Consider the following 18,598-nt stretch of genomic DNA (forward strand, 5'->3'; position numbering starts at 1 on the left):
CTAAACTTGCCCCCGCGCAACTTGCGGACGATATATACCTTACCTACCGACAAACCCAACTGAGGTGCCGCGCTCGGCGACCGATACATACATACGCTTGAACGGTATTTACTACCGTTCACCGAATTCGTTGACAAACGATACAGCAGACAGTATGTATCGGCGAGGTGAGATATCAGTCTTCGTCAACCCGCAGGATAGCAGGGTTTTCACTTGGGTTAGTCAAACGTTTTAGCGTTAATAAAACCCGAAACCAGCAGGCAATCATGGCGAAATAAATGGTTGAAAATCGCGCAATCATGTATATCAGTTGTTTATGCTCGTGTTTAGCTATCGGAATGGCCAGCCGCGGCCTCGGCGCGCTCGGCATTCCATGCAACGAGCGCCTCGTGGACCGCTTTGGCAACATCGGCAGGTATGCCGCGAACTTCCGCGATCTCTTGCTCACTCGCCGCGCGCAACCGCTTCATCGAGCCAAAATGGCGCATAATTGCACGTTTTCTAGTGGGTCCCACGCCTGGAACGTCATCGAGTACCGAAACCGTCATGGCTTTATCGCGCAATTCGCGATGGAACGTGATGGCAAAACGGTGCGATTCGTCGCGCACCTGCTTGATGAGATAGAGCGACGCAGACCCGGTCGGAAGTACGACAGGAGTCTCGTCCCAAGGCACGAAAACCTCCTCATCGGCCTTTGCCAAACCACAAACTGGTATATCGAGCCCAAGGGCCTCAAGTTGCTTAATTGCAGCCGTCAATTGCGGCTTGCCGCCGTCGACAACGAGCAAATCGGGGCGCGAGCCAAAACGTTCGTCGGTCATCCGCTCGGGAGCATAGCGACGCCCCAAAACCTCGGACATCGAAACGAAGTCGTTCGCCTCGTCCAATTCGGCCTGGATTTTAAAGCGGCGGTACTGGCTCTTGTCGGCGTGGCCGTTGGTAAACACCACCATCGAGGCAACCGTAAAGGTGCCATGAAGCGTAGAGATATCGAAGCACTCGATTCGCATTGGCGGCGCAGGTAGCGCCAAGGCGCTCTCAAGCTCCAGGAGCGCTCGATTGGTGCGATCGTCGGCGTATCCCGTGCGCATCATATAACGCATGAGGGCATGACGCGCATTTTTAGATGCCATATCGAGCAACCGGTGTTTTTCGCCGCGCTGAGGCCTATGGAGATGACAGGAACGCTCGCGCTTGTCCGAAAGCCACTCCCCTAGCGCCTCCGCATCCTCAAGCTCGACGGAAAGGTTCACCTCGGCTGGAATATCAGCCGTCTCGTCGTAATAGCGCTTGAGAAAGCCCGACTGAAGCTCCTCTTCATCGACATCCAGGCCCTTATCGAGAATGAACTCACAGGTTCGAACCGTTCGCCCCTCGCGCACAACAAACACGCAGGCGGCCGAAATGGTCTCTTCTCGATAGAAACCAATCACATCGAGATCGACACTCGACGGAAAAACGACCTGCTGTCGGTCGTCCAGGCCCCTAATAACTTCCAAGCGACGCTTGACGCGCGCCGCCCGCTCAAAATCGAGCGCTTCGGCGGCGTCCGTCATCTCGGATGTAAGCTCATCAACGACATCTTTACGATGGCCCGACAAAAATCGCTCGACGCGTTTAACGTTTTTAGCATAGTCGGCTGGAGAGATCGCACCGACGCATGCCCCCGGACCGCGGCCAACATGGAAGTCAAAGCAGGGACGCCCGTTTTGAGCGCAAATCATATTGACGATATCTTCTTCGCCCTTGTGGGACTCGACGATACGGCGGCATCGACGCCATTCCGCACAAGAAGCCGAGCAGATCGGGATTACCTTGCGCAGCGTATCAATGGTCTCGCGCGCCGCGCGGCTGTCGGTATAGGGACCAAAATAACGCGTTCCCGGCTTATGACGCTCACGAGTATATTTAATAGCTGGGAACAGATCGCTCTTGGTGATAGCGATAAAGGGATAGCTCTTATCGTCCTTAAGGTCGACATTAAAGTACGGATGGTATTGACCGATCAGGTTGCGCTCGAGCACCAGCGCCTCGTGCTCGTTCTCGACAACGATATAGTCAAAGCTCGCAACCAGCTGCATCATCAGTGGAATCTTTTGGCGCTCGTCCTGCAGCGTCACATATTGACGCATGCGCGAGCGCAGATTTTTAGCCTTGCCAACGTAAATGACATCGCCCTTGGCATCTTTCCAAAGGTAGCAGCCAGGCTGCATGGGCACACGCGAAACCTGTTCGGCAAGCGTTGGAATGTTGTCATGACCTGCCACGACTGCCTACCTGCGGCGAAGAAGCGCGGAGACCTCAGGCATCTTAAGAAGGACGGCAAGGCCAAAAGTCACGGCAAGCGAAACCATGCCCGCGATGCAAACATAGCCCAAGGTAATAAGAATCGATCCGCCAAGCGCTCCGACAAAACTCTCGAGCGCCCACAAAACGCCGGCACCCGCTGCGGCACCCAGGCCGCCGAGCAAAAGGCCATAGAAGCAGCCGTGCAGAATAGATTTGACCTGAAGACCCTGCAGACGACGACGCAGCCACCACAGCGAACAGCCGACCAGAATCACATAGTCGACAACATACGAAATCGCAATCGCAGGCATGCCATAGCCCATCACCACACCAAACAGCAGAACCGAACCAGCCTGACCGATGGCAGAGTATAGGCAATAGCGGCTATAGGGCTTCATGTCGAGCAACGCCGAGAAGCTCTTCTGCATCAACACGACCACGCCGTAGAGCGGCAGGGAGAGCGCCAGATAAACCAGAAACTCGGACACAAGCGCCACACCCGACTCGTCAAACTTGCCGGCGCAATAAATCATGTTGAGCGGACGGGCAAACACAATGAGATATAGCGCGAAAGGAATCAGGAAGAAGAGCATCTGGGCCACGCCGCGCGAGATACCAGCGCGCACGCTGTCATAATCCTTTTCCTGGGCATCGTGCGAAAGCTCGGTATAAAGCGCCGTCGAGAGCGAGGCGGCTATCAAGGCATAAGGCAGTGTGTACCAAAGGCGCGCATAGGCAATTACAGAAGGACCGGTCTCGGGCTGCACCACCAGCGCGGCTGCGTTGGTAATGGAAGTCGACACGAACATGCATACCGTAGCGAGCAACGTCGGGACGCCGAGCGCGAGCGTCTGTCGCAGTGCAGGATCCTTGAAGTCGATATGAATATGAGGCCGGACACCATGCTTACCGAGTGCGGGAATCTGGCACGCCATCTGGACAAAAACGCCAAGCGTCGTGCCGAGCGAAATCAAAACGACGCCCGCTTGCTCACCAAAGCAGGCAGATACGGGAGCGAAGCCCATAAAACTCGCAATGACAATCACATTGTTGAGTACCGGGGCGAACGTCGACCAAAAGTAGTCACGATGCGCGTTAAGAACGCCCGAGAACACCGAGCCCAGGCCGTAGAACAAAATCTGAATGGCAAAGAAACGGAACATGAATGCAGCGGTATCCATGCTTCCGCCATCGCCCGAAAGGAACGACTGCGTCCAGATAAAGCCCGGAGCAAACACGGTGCCCAACACCGAAATGCCGCCCAGCAGCAAAAGCAGGATGCCGAGCAGATTACCTACGTATTCGTTTGAGGCGTCGCGACCCTGCTCACGACGCACGCCCATGTACACCGGCAAAAAGGCGGTAACCAACATACCGCCCATCACGAGCTCATAGAGCATATTGGGCAGGTTGTTGGCGACCTGATAGGAAGACGAGAGCAGCGACATGCCGATGGCGGCAGCCATAGCCCAAGTACGGATAAACCCGGTGACGCGCGACACAATGGTCAGTGCAGTCATGAGGCCGGCAGAACGGCCAACCGTAGAGTAGTCCGACGAGCCCATATCATCTACGTCGTCCTGTGATTGGGGGCTGACTTCAGTGTGTTGTCGAGAATCAGCCTCGATATCAGGCTCATCGATTATCGCGAAGGGGTCGTCGACCAAAACGGCATCATCGGCAGAAAAAGCTCCGTCAACAGGCGTGACATCGTTGTCAAACGAAGCGTCATCGTTAGCTGCGGCATTATTACCAAACACCGTGTCAACTTCCCTGGCGGCAGCGGTTCGACCAGAAAACGACAAAGGATCCCAATCATCGTCCTCAACAGCAACGCCCTCGACCGGATCGGTCGAGCCGAGCGGTGACCACTCGTCATCCAAAAGCAACTGCTCGCCATCACCGTCGGTTGCAGGCCTCGCGGGACGATCGGCTGGGACACCCTGCAGTGCGCCCTTTCCCTGAGCCGCCATCAAAAACACCGCCGTCTCATCGGGACGCGGCGCACGAGACGCCCCGGCGTCAGGCATCCGTCCGGCACGGGATTGAGCCGCGGCCAAAAACACCGCCGTCTCATCGGGACGAGCCGAAGAGAGAATCGTACGGGGAGGCACCGTACCGGCACCGGCGGCACGCAAATACACAGCCGTCTCCCCTGGATCTGCAGCAACGGACCAAGCGTTTCGAATCTGGTCATCGACCGAAGAAGCCTCAGGCGCGGGCGTCTGAGAAGCCGAACCCTTTGCAAAGTGAGCTCCGCGCTTCGATTCTTCCTGCGGCATCGCTCAGTCCTCTCTCGTGATCGGGGCAACCGTCGCCCCGCAAAATGCAACTAAGTCGTCGGGGGCAAGCTCAAGTTGATAGCCACGCTTACCGCCTGAGATAAAAATGGTATCCCAAAGGACGCATGTCTCATCGATCAGCGTCCGAAAGCGTTTTTTCATGCCGACTGGACTGCAGCCGCCCCGGACATACCCCGTCGCGGCAAGCAAGTCCTTGACATGCATCATGGTCAGCGACTTTTCACCAGCGGCGCGCGCGGCGGCCTTTAGGTCAAGCTCGTCGGCAACGGGAAGACAGCACACAACGTGTTCGTTGGACGGCGTCACGCAAACCAAGGTCTTAAACCCCTGGCCAGGCTCCTCGCCAAGTTGTTCCAAAATTGCAACGCCTAAACCCACCGACTCATCGCCATCGTCTTCATACGTATGGAGAATATAGGAGATGCCGGCGTTTTCCAGCTCGCGCATCGCATTGGTTTTCGGCGTCTTTGCAGCCTTTGCCATGGCATGTCCCTTCCCTCGCATTCGAACGTAACGCCTAAGTATATGTCCAATTTAGCCGCATACGTCATCTCGACACACAGAAGCGCCACCGAATCGAAAGGAATCGGTGGCGCTTCTCGTACGACGGCGTCTCTTTACTGGGCGTCGAGTTGTGCCTGACGCTCGCGGTCGCGCTTGAGCAGCGGTGCCAAGAACTTGCCCGTGTAACTCTGCGAACATGCCGCGACCTGCTCCGGCGTACCCGAGACCACGACGGTTCCGCCGCCATTGCCGCCCTCGGGACCCATATCGATCAGGCGGTCGGCAACCTTGATGACATCAAGGTTGTGTTCAATCACCAGCACCGTGTTGCCCGCATCGACCAAGCGCTGCAGCACATCGAGCAGCTGGCGGACGTCCTCAAAATGAAGGCCGGTCGTCGGCTCGTCCAAAATATAGAACGTCTTGCCCGTCTGGCGTCGATGAAGCTCCTTGGCGAGTTTCACACGCTGCGCCTCGCCGCCCGAAAGCGTCGTGGCAGGCTGCCCCAAACTCACATAGCCCAAGCCAACGTCATACAAAGTCTGAAGCTTGCGCTTAATCTGCGGGATATTCCCAAAGAAGGCCAGCGCCTCGGTGACGCTCATGTCGAGCACGTCCGAGATGGTCTTGCCACGGTAGGTGACCTCGAGTGTCTCACGGTTGTAGCGTTTACCGCCGCAAACTTCGCAGGGAACGTAGATATCGGGAAGGAAGTGCATCTCGATCTTGATCTGTCCGTCGCCCTTGCACGCCTCACAGCGCCCGCCACTCACATTAAAGGAGAAACGACCCGGCGAGTAGCCGCGCGCCTTCGACTCCGGCGTACTCGCAAACAGCGCGCGAAGATCATCCCACAGGCCAATATAGGTAGCAGGGTTGGAACGCGGTGTGCGGCCAATCGGCGACTGGTCGATATCGATAACCTTATCGATACACTCGATGCCCTCGATTTTCTTATACGGACCCACAGGGCGCGTCGAACGGTGAATAGCATTCGTAAGGGCAGGCGCAATGGTGTCGGTAACCAGGGAGCTCTTGCCCGATCCCGACACGCCGGTAACAACCGTAAGCGTACCAAACTCGATCTTGGCAGTAACGTTTTTGAGGTTGTTAGCTCGAGCGCCCGTAATTTTAAGGCAGCCGCGACCGGGCTTGCGCCGTTCATCAGGCACCCGGATCATTCGTTTGCCGGTCAGATAAGCGCCCGTCATCGACTCAGGACACGCCATGATATCGGCAGGCGTTCCCGCCGCGACTACGTGTCCGCCGTTGACGCCGGCGCCGGGCCCCATGTCGATCACGTAGTCGGCGGCACGGATCGTGTCCTCGTCGTGTTCGACGACGATGACGGTATTGCCGATATCGCGCAGACGCTCAAGGGTCTTGATCAGGCGCTCGTTATCGCGCTGATGAAGGCCGATCGATGGCTCGTCCAAAATGTACAGGACACCCATGAGGCCGGCGCCGATCTGTGTTGCCAGGCGAATACGCTGCGCCTCGCCACCAGAAAGCGTCGCCGAGGCACGATCGAGCGTCAGATAGTCGAGTCCAACATCGACCAGAAAACGCAAGCGCTCCAGGATTTCCTTGACGATGCGCCCGCCGATAAACTGTTGGCGCTCGGTGAGCTCCAGGCCCTCAAAAAACTCGAGCGACTCACGGCACGACAGGCAACAAACCTCGTAAATGGACTTGCCGCCCACGGTGACGGCGAGCATCTCAGGGCGCAAGCGAGCGCCGTGGCAGCTCGAGCACGGTTCCTCGCGAATGTACTTCTCCAAGCGCGCCTTGGTGTTCTCGTTCGTCGTCTCGGTATAGCGTTCGTACAGGATGTTGCGAACGCCCGAAAACTTGGTATCCCACTGGCTACGACGTCCGTCGAGCTTTTGGTAGTCAACCGAGATCTTCGTATCGCCCAGGCCATCCAAGAATGCACGACGCACGCGAGGGGGCAAGTCCTCCCACGGCGTATCGGCGCTTACCTTAAAGTGTTTACAGACCGCAGCAAAAATCTGCGGGTAGTAGTTCGAATTGCCAAACAGGCTACCAAAGACTCCGTCGGCAATGGACTTCGAGGGGTCCTCGATCAGCGCCTCGGCATCAACGGTTTTCTTAAAGCCCAGGCCGTCGCACTCAGGACATGCGCCATAGGGAGCGTTAAACGAAAAATCACGCGGCTGAAGATCGTCAATGGAGTGTCCATGCTCCGGGCACGCCAAGGCCAACGAATACTCCAGCAGCTCGCCCTCGGTCCCCTCGGGAGCATCACGATCGGGCAGCATGTACACATTTACATTGCCGTGAGCCAGCGCGGTCGCCTGCTCAACGGACTCGGCGATACGGCCCAGAGAGTTCTCACGGATCACGATGCGATCGACCACGACCTCGATATCGTGCTTGAACTTCTTGTCCAGATCGATTGGATCGTCGAGCGAGCGCACTTCACCGTCGACACGCACGCGGCTAAAGCCCTCGGCGCGAAGGTCCTCAAACAGTTTGGTGTACTCGCCTTTTCGCCCGCGCACCACCGGTGCCAGCACAAACGCGCGGCGACCCTCCCCCGCCGCCAAGACCTTGTCGGCAACCTGGTCGGTCGTCTGGCGCTCAATGACGCGGCCGCATTCGGGACAGTGCGGGGTGCCCACACGGGCGAACAGCAGGCGCAGATAGTCATAAATCTCGGTTACGGTGCCAACCGTCGAGCGAGGGTTTTTAGACGTCGTCTTTTGGTCGATCGACACCGCCGGCGAAAGGCCGTCGATTGAATCCAAGTCGGGTTTGTCCATCTGGCCCAAGAACTGGCGCGCATAGCTCGAAAGGCTCTCGACGTATCGACGCTGGCCCTCGGCATAGATAGTGTCAAATGCCAGCGAGCTCTTGCCCGAGCCAGAAAGACCGGTAATGACCACGAGTTGGTCACGCGGAATGGAAACATCGATATCACGGAGGTTGTGCTCACGAGCGCCGCGAATAACGATAGAAGAATCAGACATGGAAGCTCCTTGCCTCCTATTGCATCGAATCATACTGCCGATGAGTTTAGCGCACTCGACGCGCACAGATGTTCGTAATACAAGATTCGCAGACCTTTAGCTTTGCGTATCGGGCGCTTTGTTTCTCGAAATGCCGTGGAAAGGTTACAGTAATCTAATACTGAACTTAATTTGCTGTAACAGAGGAACGTCCATGACCGAAGATATCCCCCTTGAAATCACTTCGAGCGACATGGCCAATCTGCCCATATTCATCGCCGTCCTTATCGTGGCCACCGTCGTCGTGCGCGTGTATTTTTCAATCAAACACAATGAAAAGCCGCCCATTGCCCGCGTCTTTTGGTGCGCGACGCTCCTCATCCCGCTCGGCATGGTAGCTGCATGGATTACGAATCAATTGCTCGTAAATGAGGGCAGTTCCCTATGGGTCCTTTCTTATTCGGCGCTCGGTGCTGCCGCCGTCATACTTCTTGTCGAGCCCTTGGTTTCGGGACTTATCGACCAAACCGATCTTGCGACGGGAACGGTTGCCTGTATTTGCCGTGACATCCTTGTCATCGCCGCTGTTTCAGCGCTCTCGTTCGTTTCACTCGAAATTGCCTGCAACGAAACGTTCTATCGCATTCCCGCCAACTCATTCGGGTTTTCCGTCGGGCTGCTCGCGACGGTTCTGCTCTCCCTTTATTTGCTGGGACAGCGTCATGGAGGCGTCATGGTCCTCGTGCCCGTCGTCTGTTGCATCCTTGGCATTGCCGAGCACTTCGTCATAACGTTTAAAGGCGAGGCCATCCTGCCAAGCGATATCTTGGCCCTTGGCACCGCAATGGAAGTGAGCGAGGGATACGAGTTTACCTTTACCGCCGGAATCGTAACCTCTCTAGCCCTGCTAGAGATTTCCCTGGGGCTTCTTTCGCTTATCCGACCGAGAAAGCTCCGTACGCCCACCCATGTCTTCCCCGCAATCGCCGCTAACCTCTGCGCTTTTCTGCTAGTGACCGTTGTGGGGCTCTCGGGCTTTTCCAGCATCGACTTGGAGCAGGCGCTGAATTTTGGATTTGACCGTTGGCAGCCCATCACCACGTATGCGTCTCAGGGTTTTATCACTTCGTTCACCGAAATGGTCAACGAGTTGCCCATTGAGAAGCCCGAAGACTATACGCCCGATGAGGCGCAGAGCATCGAGCAGGAGCTCGCCGCCACCTACGACAGCACGTATGGCTCGAGCGAGCAGCGCGCGGCGGCCGTTGCCCAGTTCAATGAAATCAAGCCGACGATTGTTGCCGTCATGAACGAGAGTTTTAGCGACCTTTCGTGCTTTGAGCAGCTCCAGGCGGCCGGGTACACCGGCCCCGCATTCTACAACTCGCTTCCCGACACACTTGTTCGCGGCACCATGCTCGCTTCGGTCGCCGGTGGCGGAACGGCGAACTCCGAATTCGAATTTTTGACCGGAGCGACAACGGCCTTTGTCGGATTAGGCAAAATCCCCTATCAGCTATATCAGATGAATGGCGTCAACAGCCTGGCAAAGGACCTTAAGGAGCTTGGGTATACCGCTACCGCTATGCACCCGCAAAACCCCGTCAACTACCATCGAGATAAAATCTATCAGCAGCTGGGCTTTGGAGACTTTCTTTCAATCGGCGATTTCGAAGGTGCGCCCTGTTACCATGCCGGCGTATGCGACTACGCCACCTACGACAAGATACTCGACCTGCTTAGAACCGACGAAGCCCCGCAGTTCATCTTTGACGTCACGATGCAAAATCACGGCGGCTACGACTATGGCACCGTTCCCGCCGAAGAGCTGACAAACTATTGGGTCGAGGGAGCCAGCGAGGGCGCCAATAGCGCGCTCAACACCTATCTTACCTGCATCAACGCATCCGACCGGGACCTCGAGTACTTTATCAACGAGCTCCGCAATATCGGCAGACCGGTTGTTCTTGTCTTTTTTGGCGACCATCAGCCGAGCGCCGCAACGACTCTCAACGACGAGCTGTACCCTCAGGAAGATACGGCAAGCCACGCTTTCCGTATCTATCAGTCGACCTATTTCGTCTGGGCTAACTATGAAATCGCCGGCAATACCGAGCTCAACGTCTACGACACCGTCGGGGCAAACGAGATTGCAGCCATTACCCTTAATAAGATCGGCGCCCCGCTCACCGACTATCAAAAGGCTCTGCTTGCAACAAGGTCAGATGTGCCCACCATCAATGTCGCCGGCTATCTTGGTGCCGACGGGCTGCGCTACGATTTGGAAGCTGAAGACAGCCCATACGCCTCGACGATCGACAAGCTGCAGCGCATGCAATACCTCGAGTTCGCCAGCAAAGTTCAGTAAGCCCGCTCATTCGCTTGGGCCCATCGTATTGCAAGCACGCTCGGCCCAAATGCATCACAAATGACTCCCGCTCGCAAACGAGGGTACAATGACGCTCGTGTCACATCACGGGGCTCCGGCCCCAACATATACAAAGGAGTCATACATGGGTTGCGAGCACGCACAGGCCGCCGGCGGACAAACGTCGCCGTCGCAATTTGAGGAGAACACGCTGTCCGAGGTCAAACGCGTCATCGCCGTGCTTTCCGGCAAGGGCGGTGTCGGCAAGTCGTTTGTCACCGGTGCCATCGCCACCGAGCTTGCCCGTCACGGCCACAAGGTCGGCGTCCTCGATGCCGACATCACCGGTCCCTCTATCCCCAAGATGTTCGGTATGAGCGGACGCCACGTCCATGCCCTTGGCAACCTTATGCTGCCCGAAATCTCCGAGCACGGCGTCAAGGTCATGAGCTCCAACCTGCTGCTCCAAAACGAGACCGACCCCGTCCTTTGGCGCGGTCCGGTCATCGCAGGCGCCATTAGGCAGTTCTGGAGCGAGACCTCGTGGGGCCCCATCGACTACCTGCTGGTCGACATGCCTCCGGGAACAGGCGACGTCGCGCTCACCGTCTTCCAGTCGCTGCCCGTCGACGGCATCGTCATCGTCACGAGCCCGCAGGATCTGGTCTCGATGATCGTCGCCAAGGCGGTTAACATGGCCGAGAAGATGAACGTCCCCATTCTGGGCATTGTCGAGAACATGAGCTATATTGAGTGCCCCGACTGCGGCAAGAAGATCGAGGTCTTTGGCAAGAGCAAGCTCCCCGAGGTCGCAGAGCGCTATAACCTCGACATCTTGGGCCAGCTTCCCATTAATCCGGCACTCGCCGAGGCCTGCGATAAGGGCGAGGTCGAGACCGCGCTGCCCGACGGCATGTTGCCCCAGGCCGTCTCTGCCGTCGAGGCCATTGCCCCGCACGAGACCGACGAGGCCTAAGTGAACACGAGCGCCTTCTATGACGTCCTGGTAATCGGCGGCGGGGCTTCAGGCCTCGCCGCCGCCATTACGGCCGCACGCGCTGGCAAAAGCGTCTGCATCGTTGAGCGCGATGTCGCCTGCGGCCTTAAGCTCCTTGCGACCGGCAACGGCCGCTGCAACCTCTCCAACGAATCGATTGAACCACAGCGGTATAACCACCCCGCATTCGTCGAATCCGTCATGGGCCCCCAGCCCGAACAAGAGCTTATGGGTTTCTTCTCCTCGCTGGGCATCATGACAACCTCCGAGGAAGGCCGGCTGTACCCGCGCTCCCTTCGCGCCGAATCGGTACGCGACGCGCTTCTCAACGTTTGCGACCGCCTGGGTATCACCTTAATCTGCGGAGCCAACGTTGCCTCGGCGCACAAAGCTTCCGAAGGCTGGGCACTCCAAATAAACCGTCCAGCGCGGGCACTCAAGGCAAAAAAGCACGACGACCGAAAATCGGAGCTCCGCTCGCTTCGGAAAGCACTCGCCGATGTCCCTCGCAAGAACGAGGCCCTGGAGGCACATGCCGTAATTATCGCCACGGGTGGCAACCCCACCGTTATCGCCGATACGTTTAGCCTCCCCCTCACTTCGCTGCGCCCCATCCTCTGCCCCGTATCGGCAACGGTTGTCGGCGATCGGGCGGCACTCAAGACGTTGGATGGTCTGCGCGTCCGCGCCCGCTTGACGCTCACCCGTAACCATAGTGAGCTCTGGCACGAAGACGGTGAAGTACTGTTTCGAACCTTCGGTATCTCGGGCGTCGCTGTCTTCAACCTCTCCCGTCGTATCCAGCGCGGCGATACGATCCTGCTCGACGTTTTCCCCGACCTCTCTAAAGACGAGTTGCTCGATATGCTTAACAGGCGCGTTAAGCTGCTCGGCGTCTTTTCGCCCCGCGATCCCCGTTGGCTCGACGGCATGCTCGCCCCGCAACTCTCCCGTGTCGTCTGCACAGCGTTCGAGCAGTGCCATCCAGGCTCCAACGATGTCGTCCACCTGGTCTCGATCCTCAAGCACTTTAAGTTGCTCGTCGAGGGAACAGCCGAGGAGCGCTCGGCGCAGGTCACGCGTGGTGGCGTATCTGTCGAGAGCATCTCAACACCCAGTCTACACGCGTGCAGCGTTGTCGACGCCCCGCTTTACGTCTGCGGCGAAGCGCTCGACATCGACGCCGATTGCGGAGGCTTTAACCTTGCGTGGGCCTGGATCTCGGGCATTCGCGCTGCAAGCAGCCTGTAGCCGCACAGTCTATAATCAAAAACGCATTCGGGCCGTCTGGGATACCGGACGGCCTCTTTCTTGCCTCTAAGGAGACCTCGATGATCGAACTCACCCAAGTCAACGCGTCACTCGATGAAGCCGGCGATGAAAATGCCTGCCTCATTGTTGGCAAGCGATTCGCCAAGCGCGTCCTGCGTTGCAAGGACTCCGAGATCAAGTCCATCGAGCTCCACCGCAAGTCAATCGACGCTCGCAAAAAACGAGACGTCCATTTTATCCTGAGCTTTCGTGTTGAGCTGACTAGTCCCCACCTCGAGCGAGAAGCGCTCGACAGCGTTGCCGAGCGTGACCGCTCGCGCGTACGCGCGATAGAAGACGATGAGCCTTCATTCCCCTCCCCCGTCTCCGACGCACCCAAAGAGCGCCCTGTCGTCGTCGGTGCCGGATGCGCCGGCCTTTTCGCCGCACTCACCCTTGCCGAAGCAGGTCTGAAGCCCTTGCTCATCGAGCGCGGCGACCCGGCATTTCGCCGCTCGCAGGCGATCGACCTCTTTCTAAAGGAGCGTATCCTCGACCCCGAGAGCAATATCCAGTTTGGTCTGGGCGGCGCGGGGACCTTCTCGGACGGCAAGCTCAATACGGGAACAAAAAATCCCGCCCATCGCCTCATCCTCGAAACCTTCGTCGAGGCGGGTGCGCCCCGCGATATTCTGTGGGATGCCAAGCCGCACATTGGCTCCGACATCCTTCCCACGGTTGTTACCGCTATATCCCAGCGCATCGAGCAACTCGGAGGTGTCGTCCGTTATCGAACAAAACTCGTCGACATTCGCATCGACGCGTCTGGCGCCATCACCGGTATTGATGTCCAATCATCCCAAGACGCCGCTTACGAGCCAATTGAGACAAAGCACCTCATCCTCGCCTGCGGGCATTCTGCTCGCGATATTTTTGAACTCCTTAAGGACCACGACGTGGCCCTCGCACAAAAGACCTTTGCCATGGGCGTTCGCATCGAGCATCCGCAGCGCGACATCGACCGAGCCCAATATGGAGCCTCGGCGGGACATCCTGCCCTCGGAGCAGCCCCCTACAAACTCGTCGCTCATCTTCCCAACGGCCGCAGCGTGTTCTCGTTTTGCATGTGCCCCGGCGGGCAGGTTGTCGCCGCCTCTTCCGAGCAGGGCCACCTGTGCGTCAACGGCGCCAGCCTCAATGCCCGCGACGGCCGTAACGCAAATGCCGCCCTGCTCGTTAACGTCACGCCCGAGGACCTTCCCGACGATGACCCGCTCGCCGGCATCGAGCTCCAGCGCGCCTGCGAGGCGGCCGCCTATCGCCTGGGCGGTTCCAACTGGAACGCACCGGCACAACTCGTCGGAGATTTCCTCGCAGGACGCGCCAGCAAGGCGCCCGGAAAGGTAAAGCCCACCTATCCGCTCGGTGTGACCTGGACGGCAATTGACGAAGCCCTGCCGCAGCATATCGTCGAGTCGCTCCGCCTGGGACTTCCCCTACTCGGAAAAAAGCTACGGGGCTACGACCGCCCCGATGCCGTTCTTACCGGCGTGGAGACTCGTTCGAGCTCACCGGTCACTGTCACCCGAGACCGAACGTGCCATGCCGTGTCGACCCCGGGCCTCTACCCTTGTGGTGAGGGAGCTGGATATGCCGGAGGCATCATGAGCGCGGCCACCGACGGTATCCGTTGTGCCGAAGCCCTGATCGCAGACCTCTAGCGAACGAATTCCAGCGCGCAAAAGACACAGGCCCCGAGCTCCACAGGGAACTCGGGGCCTGTTCGCTATTTCTTAAACCGTGCACCCTGGCGTTTTCTACCCGATGCGAACGTGGAACCCTTGCGGGCCTGCGAACGTAAGCGCTCGATCGTCTCGTCCTCAGACGCACCCTCGAGCATCGCCCGAATCTGAACGACAGCATCACGCAGGCGCGCCGCCTCCTCAAAGTCCATGGCGGCAGAAGCGTTACGCATATCCTCTTCCATGGTTTCGACGATCCGCACAAGCTCGTCATGCGGTAGTTCTTCCAACTGCTCCGCAAGTGTCTGCTCGGTCGCCGCCGTTTCCGGCACACCGCCCTCGCCCGACTCATCGGGCGTATAGAATGCGCCATGGCCAAGAGAGTCGCCCTTCGAGCGTCCCTTGGAGCCCACAGTTTTTTCGGCCTCGGCAATAAAACTTGAGATGTCGTTGATGGCCTTGCGCACTGTCTTGGGCACAATGCCATGTTCTTCGTTATATGCCATCTGAATCTCGCGACGACGCTGCGTCTCCTCGATGGCCGCTTTCATCGAATCGGTCACAACATCTGCATACATGATGACTTCGCCATCGGCGTTACGGGCCGCACGGCCAATCGTCTGAATCAGCGAACGACGGTTGCGCAAGAAGCCTTCCTTATCGGCATCGAGAATTGCCACCAGTGAGACCTCGGGAAGATCCAAGCCCTCGCGAAGCAGGTTGATGCCAACGAGAACATCGATCTTGCCCTCGCGCAGCGTTCGCAGGATCTCGACACGGTCCATTGTCGCCGTATCAGAGTGCATGTAATTAACCTTAATGCCCGCATCAAGTAGATGGTCGGTCAGGTCCTCGGCCATGCGCTTGGTCAACGTGGTCACCAGCACGCGCTCCTTGCGGGCAACGCGCTCGCGAATCTCGTCCTCAAGATCGTCAATCTGACCGCGAACGGGACGCACGTCAATCTTGGGATCGAGCAGGCCGGTCGGACGAATAATCTGCTCCACGTCGTTTTGGCTCACCCGCAGCTCGTAGTCGCCCGGCGTTGCCGAAACATAGATGAACTGGGGGATTCTCGCCTCAAACTCATCGAAGCGAAGCGGACGATTGTCGAGCGCCGAGGGCAGGCGAAAACCATGTTCAACAAGCGTAACTTTGCGCGATCGGTCGCCTTCGTGCATGCCGCGAATCTGTGGCACCGTCACGTGGCTCTCGTCTATGATGCAGAGCATGTCCTTGGGGAAGTAGTCAATCAAGGTAAACGGCGGTTCGCCCGGCTTACGCCCGTCCAGATGACGCGAGTAGTTCTCGATGCCGTTGCAAAAGCCCATCGTCTCGAGCATCTCGAGGTCATAATCGGTCCGTTGCTGTAGACGTTGCGCCTCGAGCAACTTGTCGGTCGCCTTGAGCTCCGCGACGCGCTTCTCGCACTCTTCACTGATTGACTTCAAGGCCGCCTTGACCTTGGGCTTCTCGGTCACATAGTGCGATGCCGGCCACACGGGAATAGCCTCATACTCACGAAGCATCTCACCGGTAACCTCATCGATTTCGGCGATAAGCTCGACCTCATCGCCAAAGAACTCAAATCGCAACGGATGCTCGGCATAGGGCGGATACACATCGACAACATCACCGCGCACGCGGAAGGTGCCACGCGCCAAGTCATAGTCGTTCCGGTCGTACTGAATGTCGATGAGCGCATGGATAAAGTCATCGCGCTCGAGCGGTACTTTCTTGTCGACATTCGGCGCCAGCCCCGCATAGTCCTCAGGAGAGCCGATGCCATAGATGCAGGACACCGAAGCAACGACGATCACATCGCGTCGAGAAAGCAACGAGGCGGTCGCCTGATGTCGAAGCATCTCGACTTCTTCGTTAATCGAAGCATCCTTCTCGATATACGTATCGCTTTGCGGCACATATGCCTCGGGCTGATAGTAGTCGTAGTACGAGACGAAGTAGACCACGGCGTTGTTGGGAAAGAATTCTTTGAGCTCGCTCGCAAGCTGGGCGGCGAGGGTTTTGTTGGGGGCCATGACCAGCGTTGGCTTACCGAGAGCTTCGATGGTCTTGGCCATGGTAAAGGTCTTGCCCGAGCCGGTCACGCCAAGCAAAACCTGATAGCGGTCTCCGTCCCTCACACCCTGCACAAGCGACTCAATGGCCTTAGGCTGTGAACCTGCAGGCTCATAGGGAGACACGACCTCAAACGGTACCTCAGAGCCCTCAACGCCAAAACGTTTGAGCTCTCCGCCAACACGCTCAACTTCAAAATCCGCCATGGACACTCCTAACTCATACATCTGCAGTATACGCAGGCGGCAGGCATAGTCCTATACGAACCGGTCGGGATAGAGGGTCTTATAGCGAACCCAGGCATTATTGACACGAATCAAATAGGCTTGCGTCTCGGGAAAGGCAATCGCGTTATGGAGCGATGTGTTTTGCTGCGCCCACCCATCGACATTGCCCATTCCGGCATTGTAAGCAGCAATAGCGCTATCCGTCGACCCATTGAAATACGTCAACAGGTATGAGAGGTACGCGCACCCAAATTCGATATTCGAAGCGGGGTCATTCAGGTTATCGGCAGAATACTCATCCCCGTCGACAAGGCCCTTAGCGATCATATCCTGAGCGGTTTCGGGCATAAGTTGCATGAGACCTTGGGCGCCCTGATTTGATTCCGCCTCGGGATCCCAGTTTGATTCCGACTTGATGACGGCACACACCAGATACGGATCGAGATTATGCGAAATACTGGACTGCTTTACATACGCTTCATAGTCAATCGGATAGAACGGTTTAAAGAAAGCGGCGGGAGCACACGAGTAAACGAGCGAGATAAGGCCAAAGACGAAAACGACAACCAGCGGCACAAGGCGATACCACGTAAAGAAACGCGTCTTAGGCATCTGTCGTCTCCTTATCCATAGCATCCATAAGGCCATGGCGAGCAAGCCACGCGTCCAGTTGTTCAAAGAGCGAGCTGTCGCCCGCTGCGTTATCAATCACGGTCGTGGCGAGACTGCAAAGCGAAGACTCATCGGGTTGGCAAGCACAGCGAGCATCAAAATCGGATGGCTCCATACCACGGTGAATAGCGCGTTCGCGACGGACCGCTAAAGGAGCGCTAACAACCATAATTTCATCCACAAGGCCAAAGGCGTCCTCAAAGCCAGTCGGAGCAGATACTTCGACCGCCGCAAAGGGATAGCGGGGAGACGAAACCGTACAGCAAACAGGATCGAGAATCCTCAGCGAAAGCTGCTCAACGAGAACGGGGTGCACAATACTATTGAGCCTTGCAACCGTATCGGGAGAAACAAAAGCTCGAGAAGCGAGGACGTTACGTCGAACACCGCCATCCTCGTCCAAAATATCCCAGCCAAACTCTTCAGCAAGAGCATTGACGATATCCGACCCCGGCACGTACAGCGATTTGGCAAGAACGTCTAAATCGATAAGCAGGGCTCCGCGAGATTCCAGAAAGCGGCAGGCAGTCGATTTACCCGAAGCAATATTGCCCAAAACGAAAACGGTAAACATCAAGCCCTCCCTAACGTCAATGCGAGTAATTATCGCGCAAATACAAAGCGACGGTTCAAAAAACAGCCAAACAGTAAGAGAGTCAAAGGAAGAGTCCGTTCACAAGGCACAGCTTGTATATAGATATAGCGCAAAAAAGGGGGAGGCCGCGAGGCCTCCCCCTTCTCAGTCCAAGCGCACGGCTCGGTGCCGTCCACCGGTCAGCGGCGCCCTGGCCTCCCACGGGCTGGCCCCGCAGTACTCTCGGCGCGATGGGGCTTAGCTTCCGGGTTCGGAACGGGACCGGGCGTGCCCCCCATGCTCTGGCCGCTGACCGGTGGGCGGCGCCCACCGTTACGGTGTCCGGTGTCTCTCTCACGTGCCCTGGGGGCCGCATGGCGCATAGGGGGGAGTGACTCGGGGGCATCCTCGTGCCCGGACCGCGCGTGAGCGCTGGGTCCCGCGGGCCGCGAGGTGCGGTTCCGGAAGAGCTCGGGCGATTAGTGCGGCTCGGCTGAGGCTGTCGCCAGCCTTGCACCTGCCGTCTATCGACCAGGTAGTCTACCTGGGCCCTTACCGGAAGGAGAACTAATCCCTGGAACGGCTTCCCGCTTAGATGCCTTCAGCGGTTATCCGCGCCG

General features: G+C 57.6%; 11 protein-coding genes and 2 rRNA genes. 4 read left to right on the forward strand and 9 right to left on the reverse strand.

All coding sequences use genetic code 11. The features are described from left to right. Positions 1-326: 326 nt before the first annotated feature. From uvrC to uvrA, 4 genes are all read right to left on the reverse strand, one after another. The gene (gene uvrC, locus ACTQ1E_RS01225) at positions 327-2,213 is read right to left on the reverse strand and encodes an excinuclease ABC subunit UvrC (RefSeq protein ID WP_154517564.1); all 1,887 of its coding nucleotides are present in this window, start codon (positions 2,211-2,213) and stop codon (positions 327-329) included. A gap of 60 nt (positions 2,214-2,273) precedes the next feature. Continuing rightward, a complete protein-coding gene (murJ, locus tag ACTQ1E_RS01230; RefSeq protein WP_441564416.1) occupies positions 2,274-4,571 on the reverse strand; it encodes a murein biosynthesis integral membrane protein MurJ in 2,298 nt (765 codons plus the stop codon). A 3-nt stretch (positions 4,572-4,574) separates the two neighbouring features. After that, the gene (gene ybaK / locus ACTQ1E_RS01235) at positions 4,575-5,075 is read right to left on the reverse strand and encodes a Cys-tRNA(Pro) deacylase (RefSeq protein WP_154517518.1); all 501 of its coding nucleotides are present in this window, start codon (positions 5,073-5,075) and stop codon (positions 4,575-4,577) included. 134 nt (positions 5,076-5,209) lie between these two features. Next, entirely contained in the window at positions 5,210-8,089 is a 2,880-nt protein-coding gene (gene uvrA / locus ACTQ1E_RS01240) for an excinuclease ABC subunit UvrA (RefSeq protein WP_427728763.1), read from the reverse strand. 193 nt (positions 8,090-8,282) lie between these two features. Here uvrA and ACTQ1E_RS01245 point away from each other — a divergent pair, with 193 nt between their 5' ends. From ACTQ1E_RS01245 to ACTQ1E_RS01260, 4 genes are all read left to right on the forward strand, one after another. Next, positions 8,283-10,436 carry an LTA synthase family protein gene (locus tag ACTQ1E_RS01245; RefSeq protein ID WP_441564417.1) on the forward strand — a complete coding sequence of 718 codons (2,154 nt, stop codon included), beginning with the start codon at positions 8,283-8,285 and terminating at the stop codon, positions 10,434-10,436. 145 nt (positions 10,437-10,581) lie between these two features. After that, positions 10,582-11,412, forward strand: a complete 831-nt coding sequence (locus ACTQ1E_RS01250) for an Mrp/NBP35 family ATP-binding protein (RefSeq protein ID WP_427718672.1) — start codon at positions 10,582-10,584, stop codon at positions 11,410-11,412. Beyond that, on the forward strand, positions 11,413-12,684 hold the full coding sequence (locus ACTQ1E_RS01255) for an NAD(P)/FAD-dependent oxidoreductase (protein ID WP_441564418.1): 1,272 nt from the start codon (positions 11,413-11,415) through the stop codon (positions 12,682-12,684). Positions 12,685-12,764: 80 nt separating this feature from the next. Next, the gene (locus ACTQ1E_RS01260; RefSeq protein ID WP_441564419.1) at positions 12,765-14,405 is read left to right on the forward strand and encodes an NAD(P)/FAD-dependent oxidoreductase; all 1,641 of its coding nucleotides are present in this window, start codon (positions 12,765-12,767) and stop codon (positions 14,403-14,405) included. Positions 14,406-14,470: 65 nt separating this feature from the next. Here ACTQ1E_RS01260 and uvrB read toward each other — a convergent pair whose 3' ends face one another. The 5 genes from uvrB to ACTQ1E_RS01285 form a co-directional block, all read right to left on the reverse strand. Next, entirely contained in the window at positions 14,471-16,711 is a 2,241-nt protein-coding gene (gene uvrB / locus ACTQ1E_RS01265; RefSeq protein WP_441068935.1) for an excinuclease ABC subunit UvrB, read from the reverse strand. Positions 16,712-16,762: 51 nt separating this feature from the next. Next, the gene (locus ACTQ1E_RS01270; protein ID WP_427795966.1) at positions 16,763-17,344 is read right to left on the reverse strand and encodes a lytic transglycosylase domain-containing protein; all 582 of its coding nucleotides are present in this window, start codon (positions 17,342-17,344) and stop codon (positions 16,763-16,765) included. Next, a complete protein-coding gene (gene coaE / locus ACTQ1E_RS01275; protein ID WP_441564420.1) occupies positions 17,337-17,978 on the reverse strand; it encodes a dephospho-CoA kinase in 642 nt (213 codons plus the stop codon). The genes ACTQ1E_RS01270 and coaE overlap by 8 nt, the downstream gene beginning before the upstream one ends. 198 nt (positions 17,979-18,176) lie before the next feature. Beyond that, positions 18,177-18,292 (reverse strand): 5S ribosomal RNA (gene rrf, locus ACTQ1E_RS01280). 144 nt (positions 18,293-18,436) lie between these two features. Then, positions 18,437-18,598, reverse strand: a 23S ribosomal RNA gene (locus ACTQ1E_RS01285); the annotation flags it as partial.

The organism is Collinsella sp. LCP21S3_C7, from assembly GCF_052118485.1.
Classification (GTDB): domain Bacteria; phylum Actinomycetota; class Coriobacteriia; order Coriobacteriales; family Coriobacteriaceae; genus Collinsella.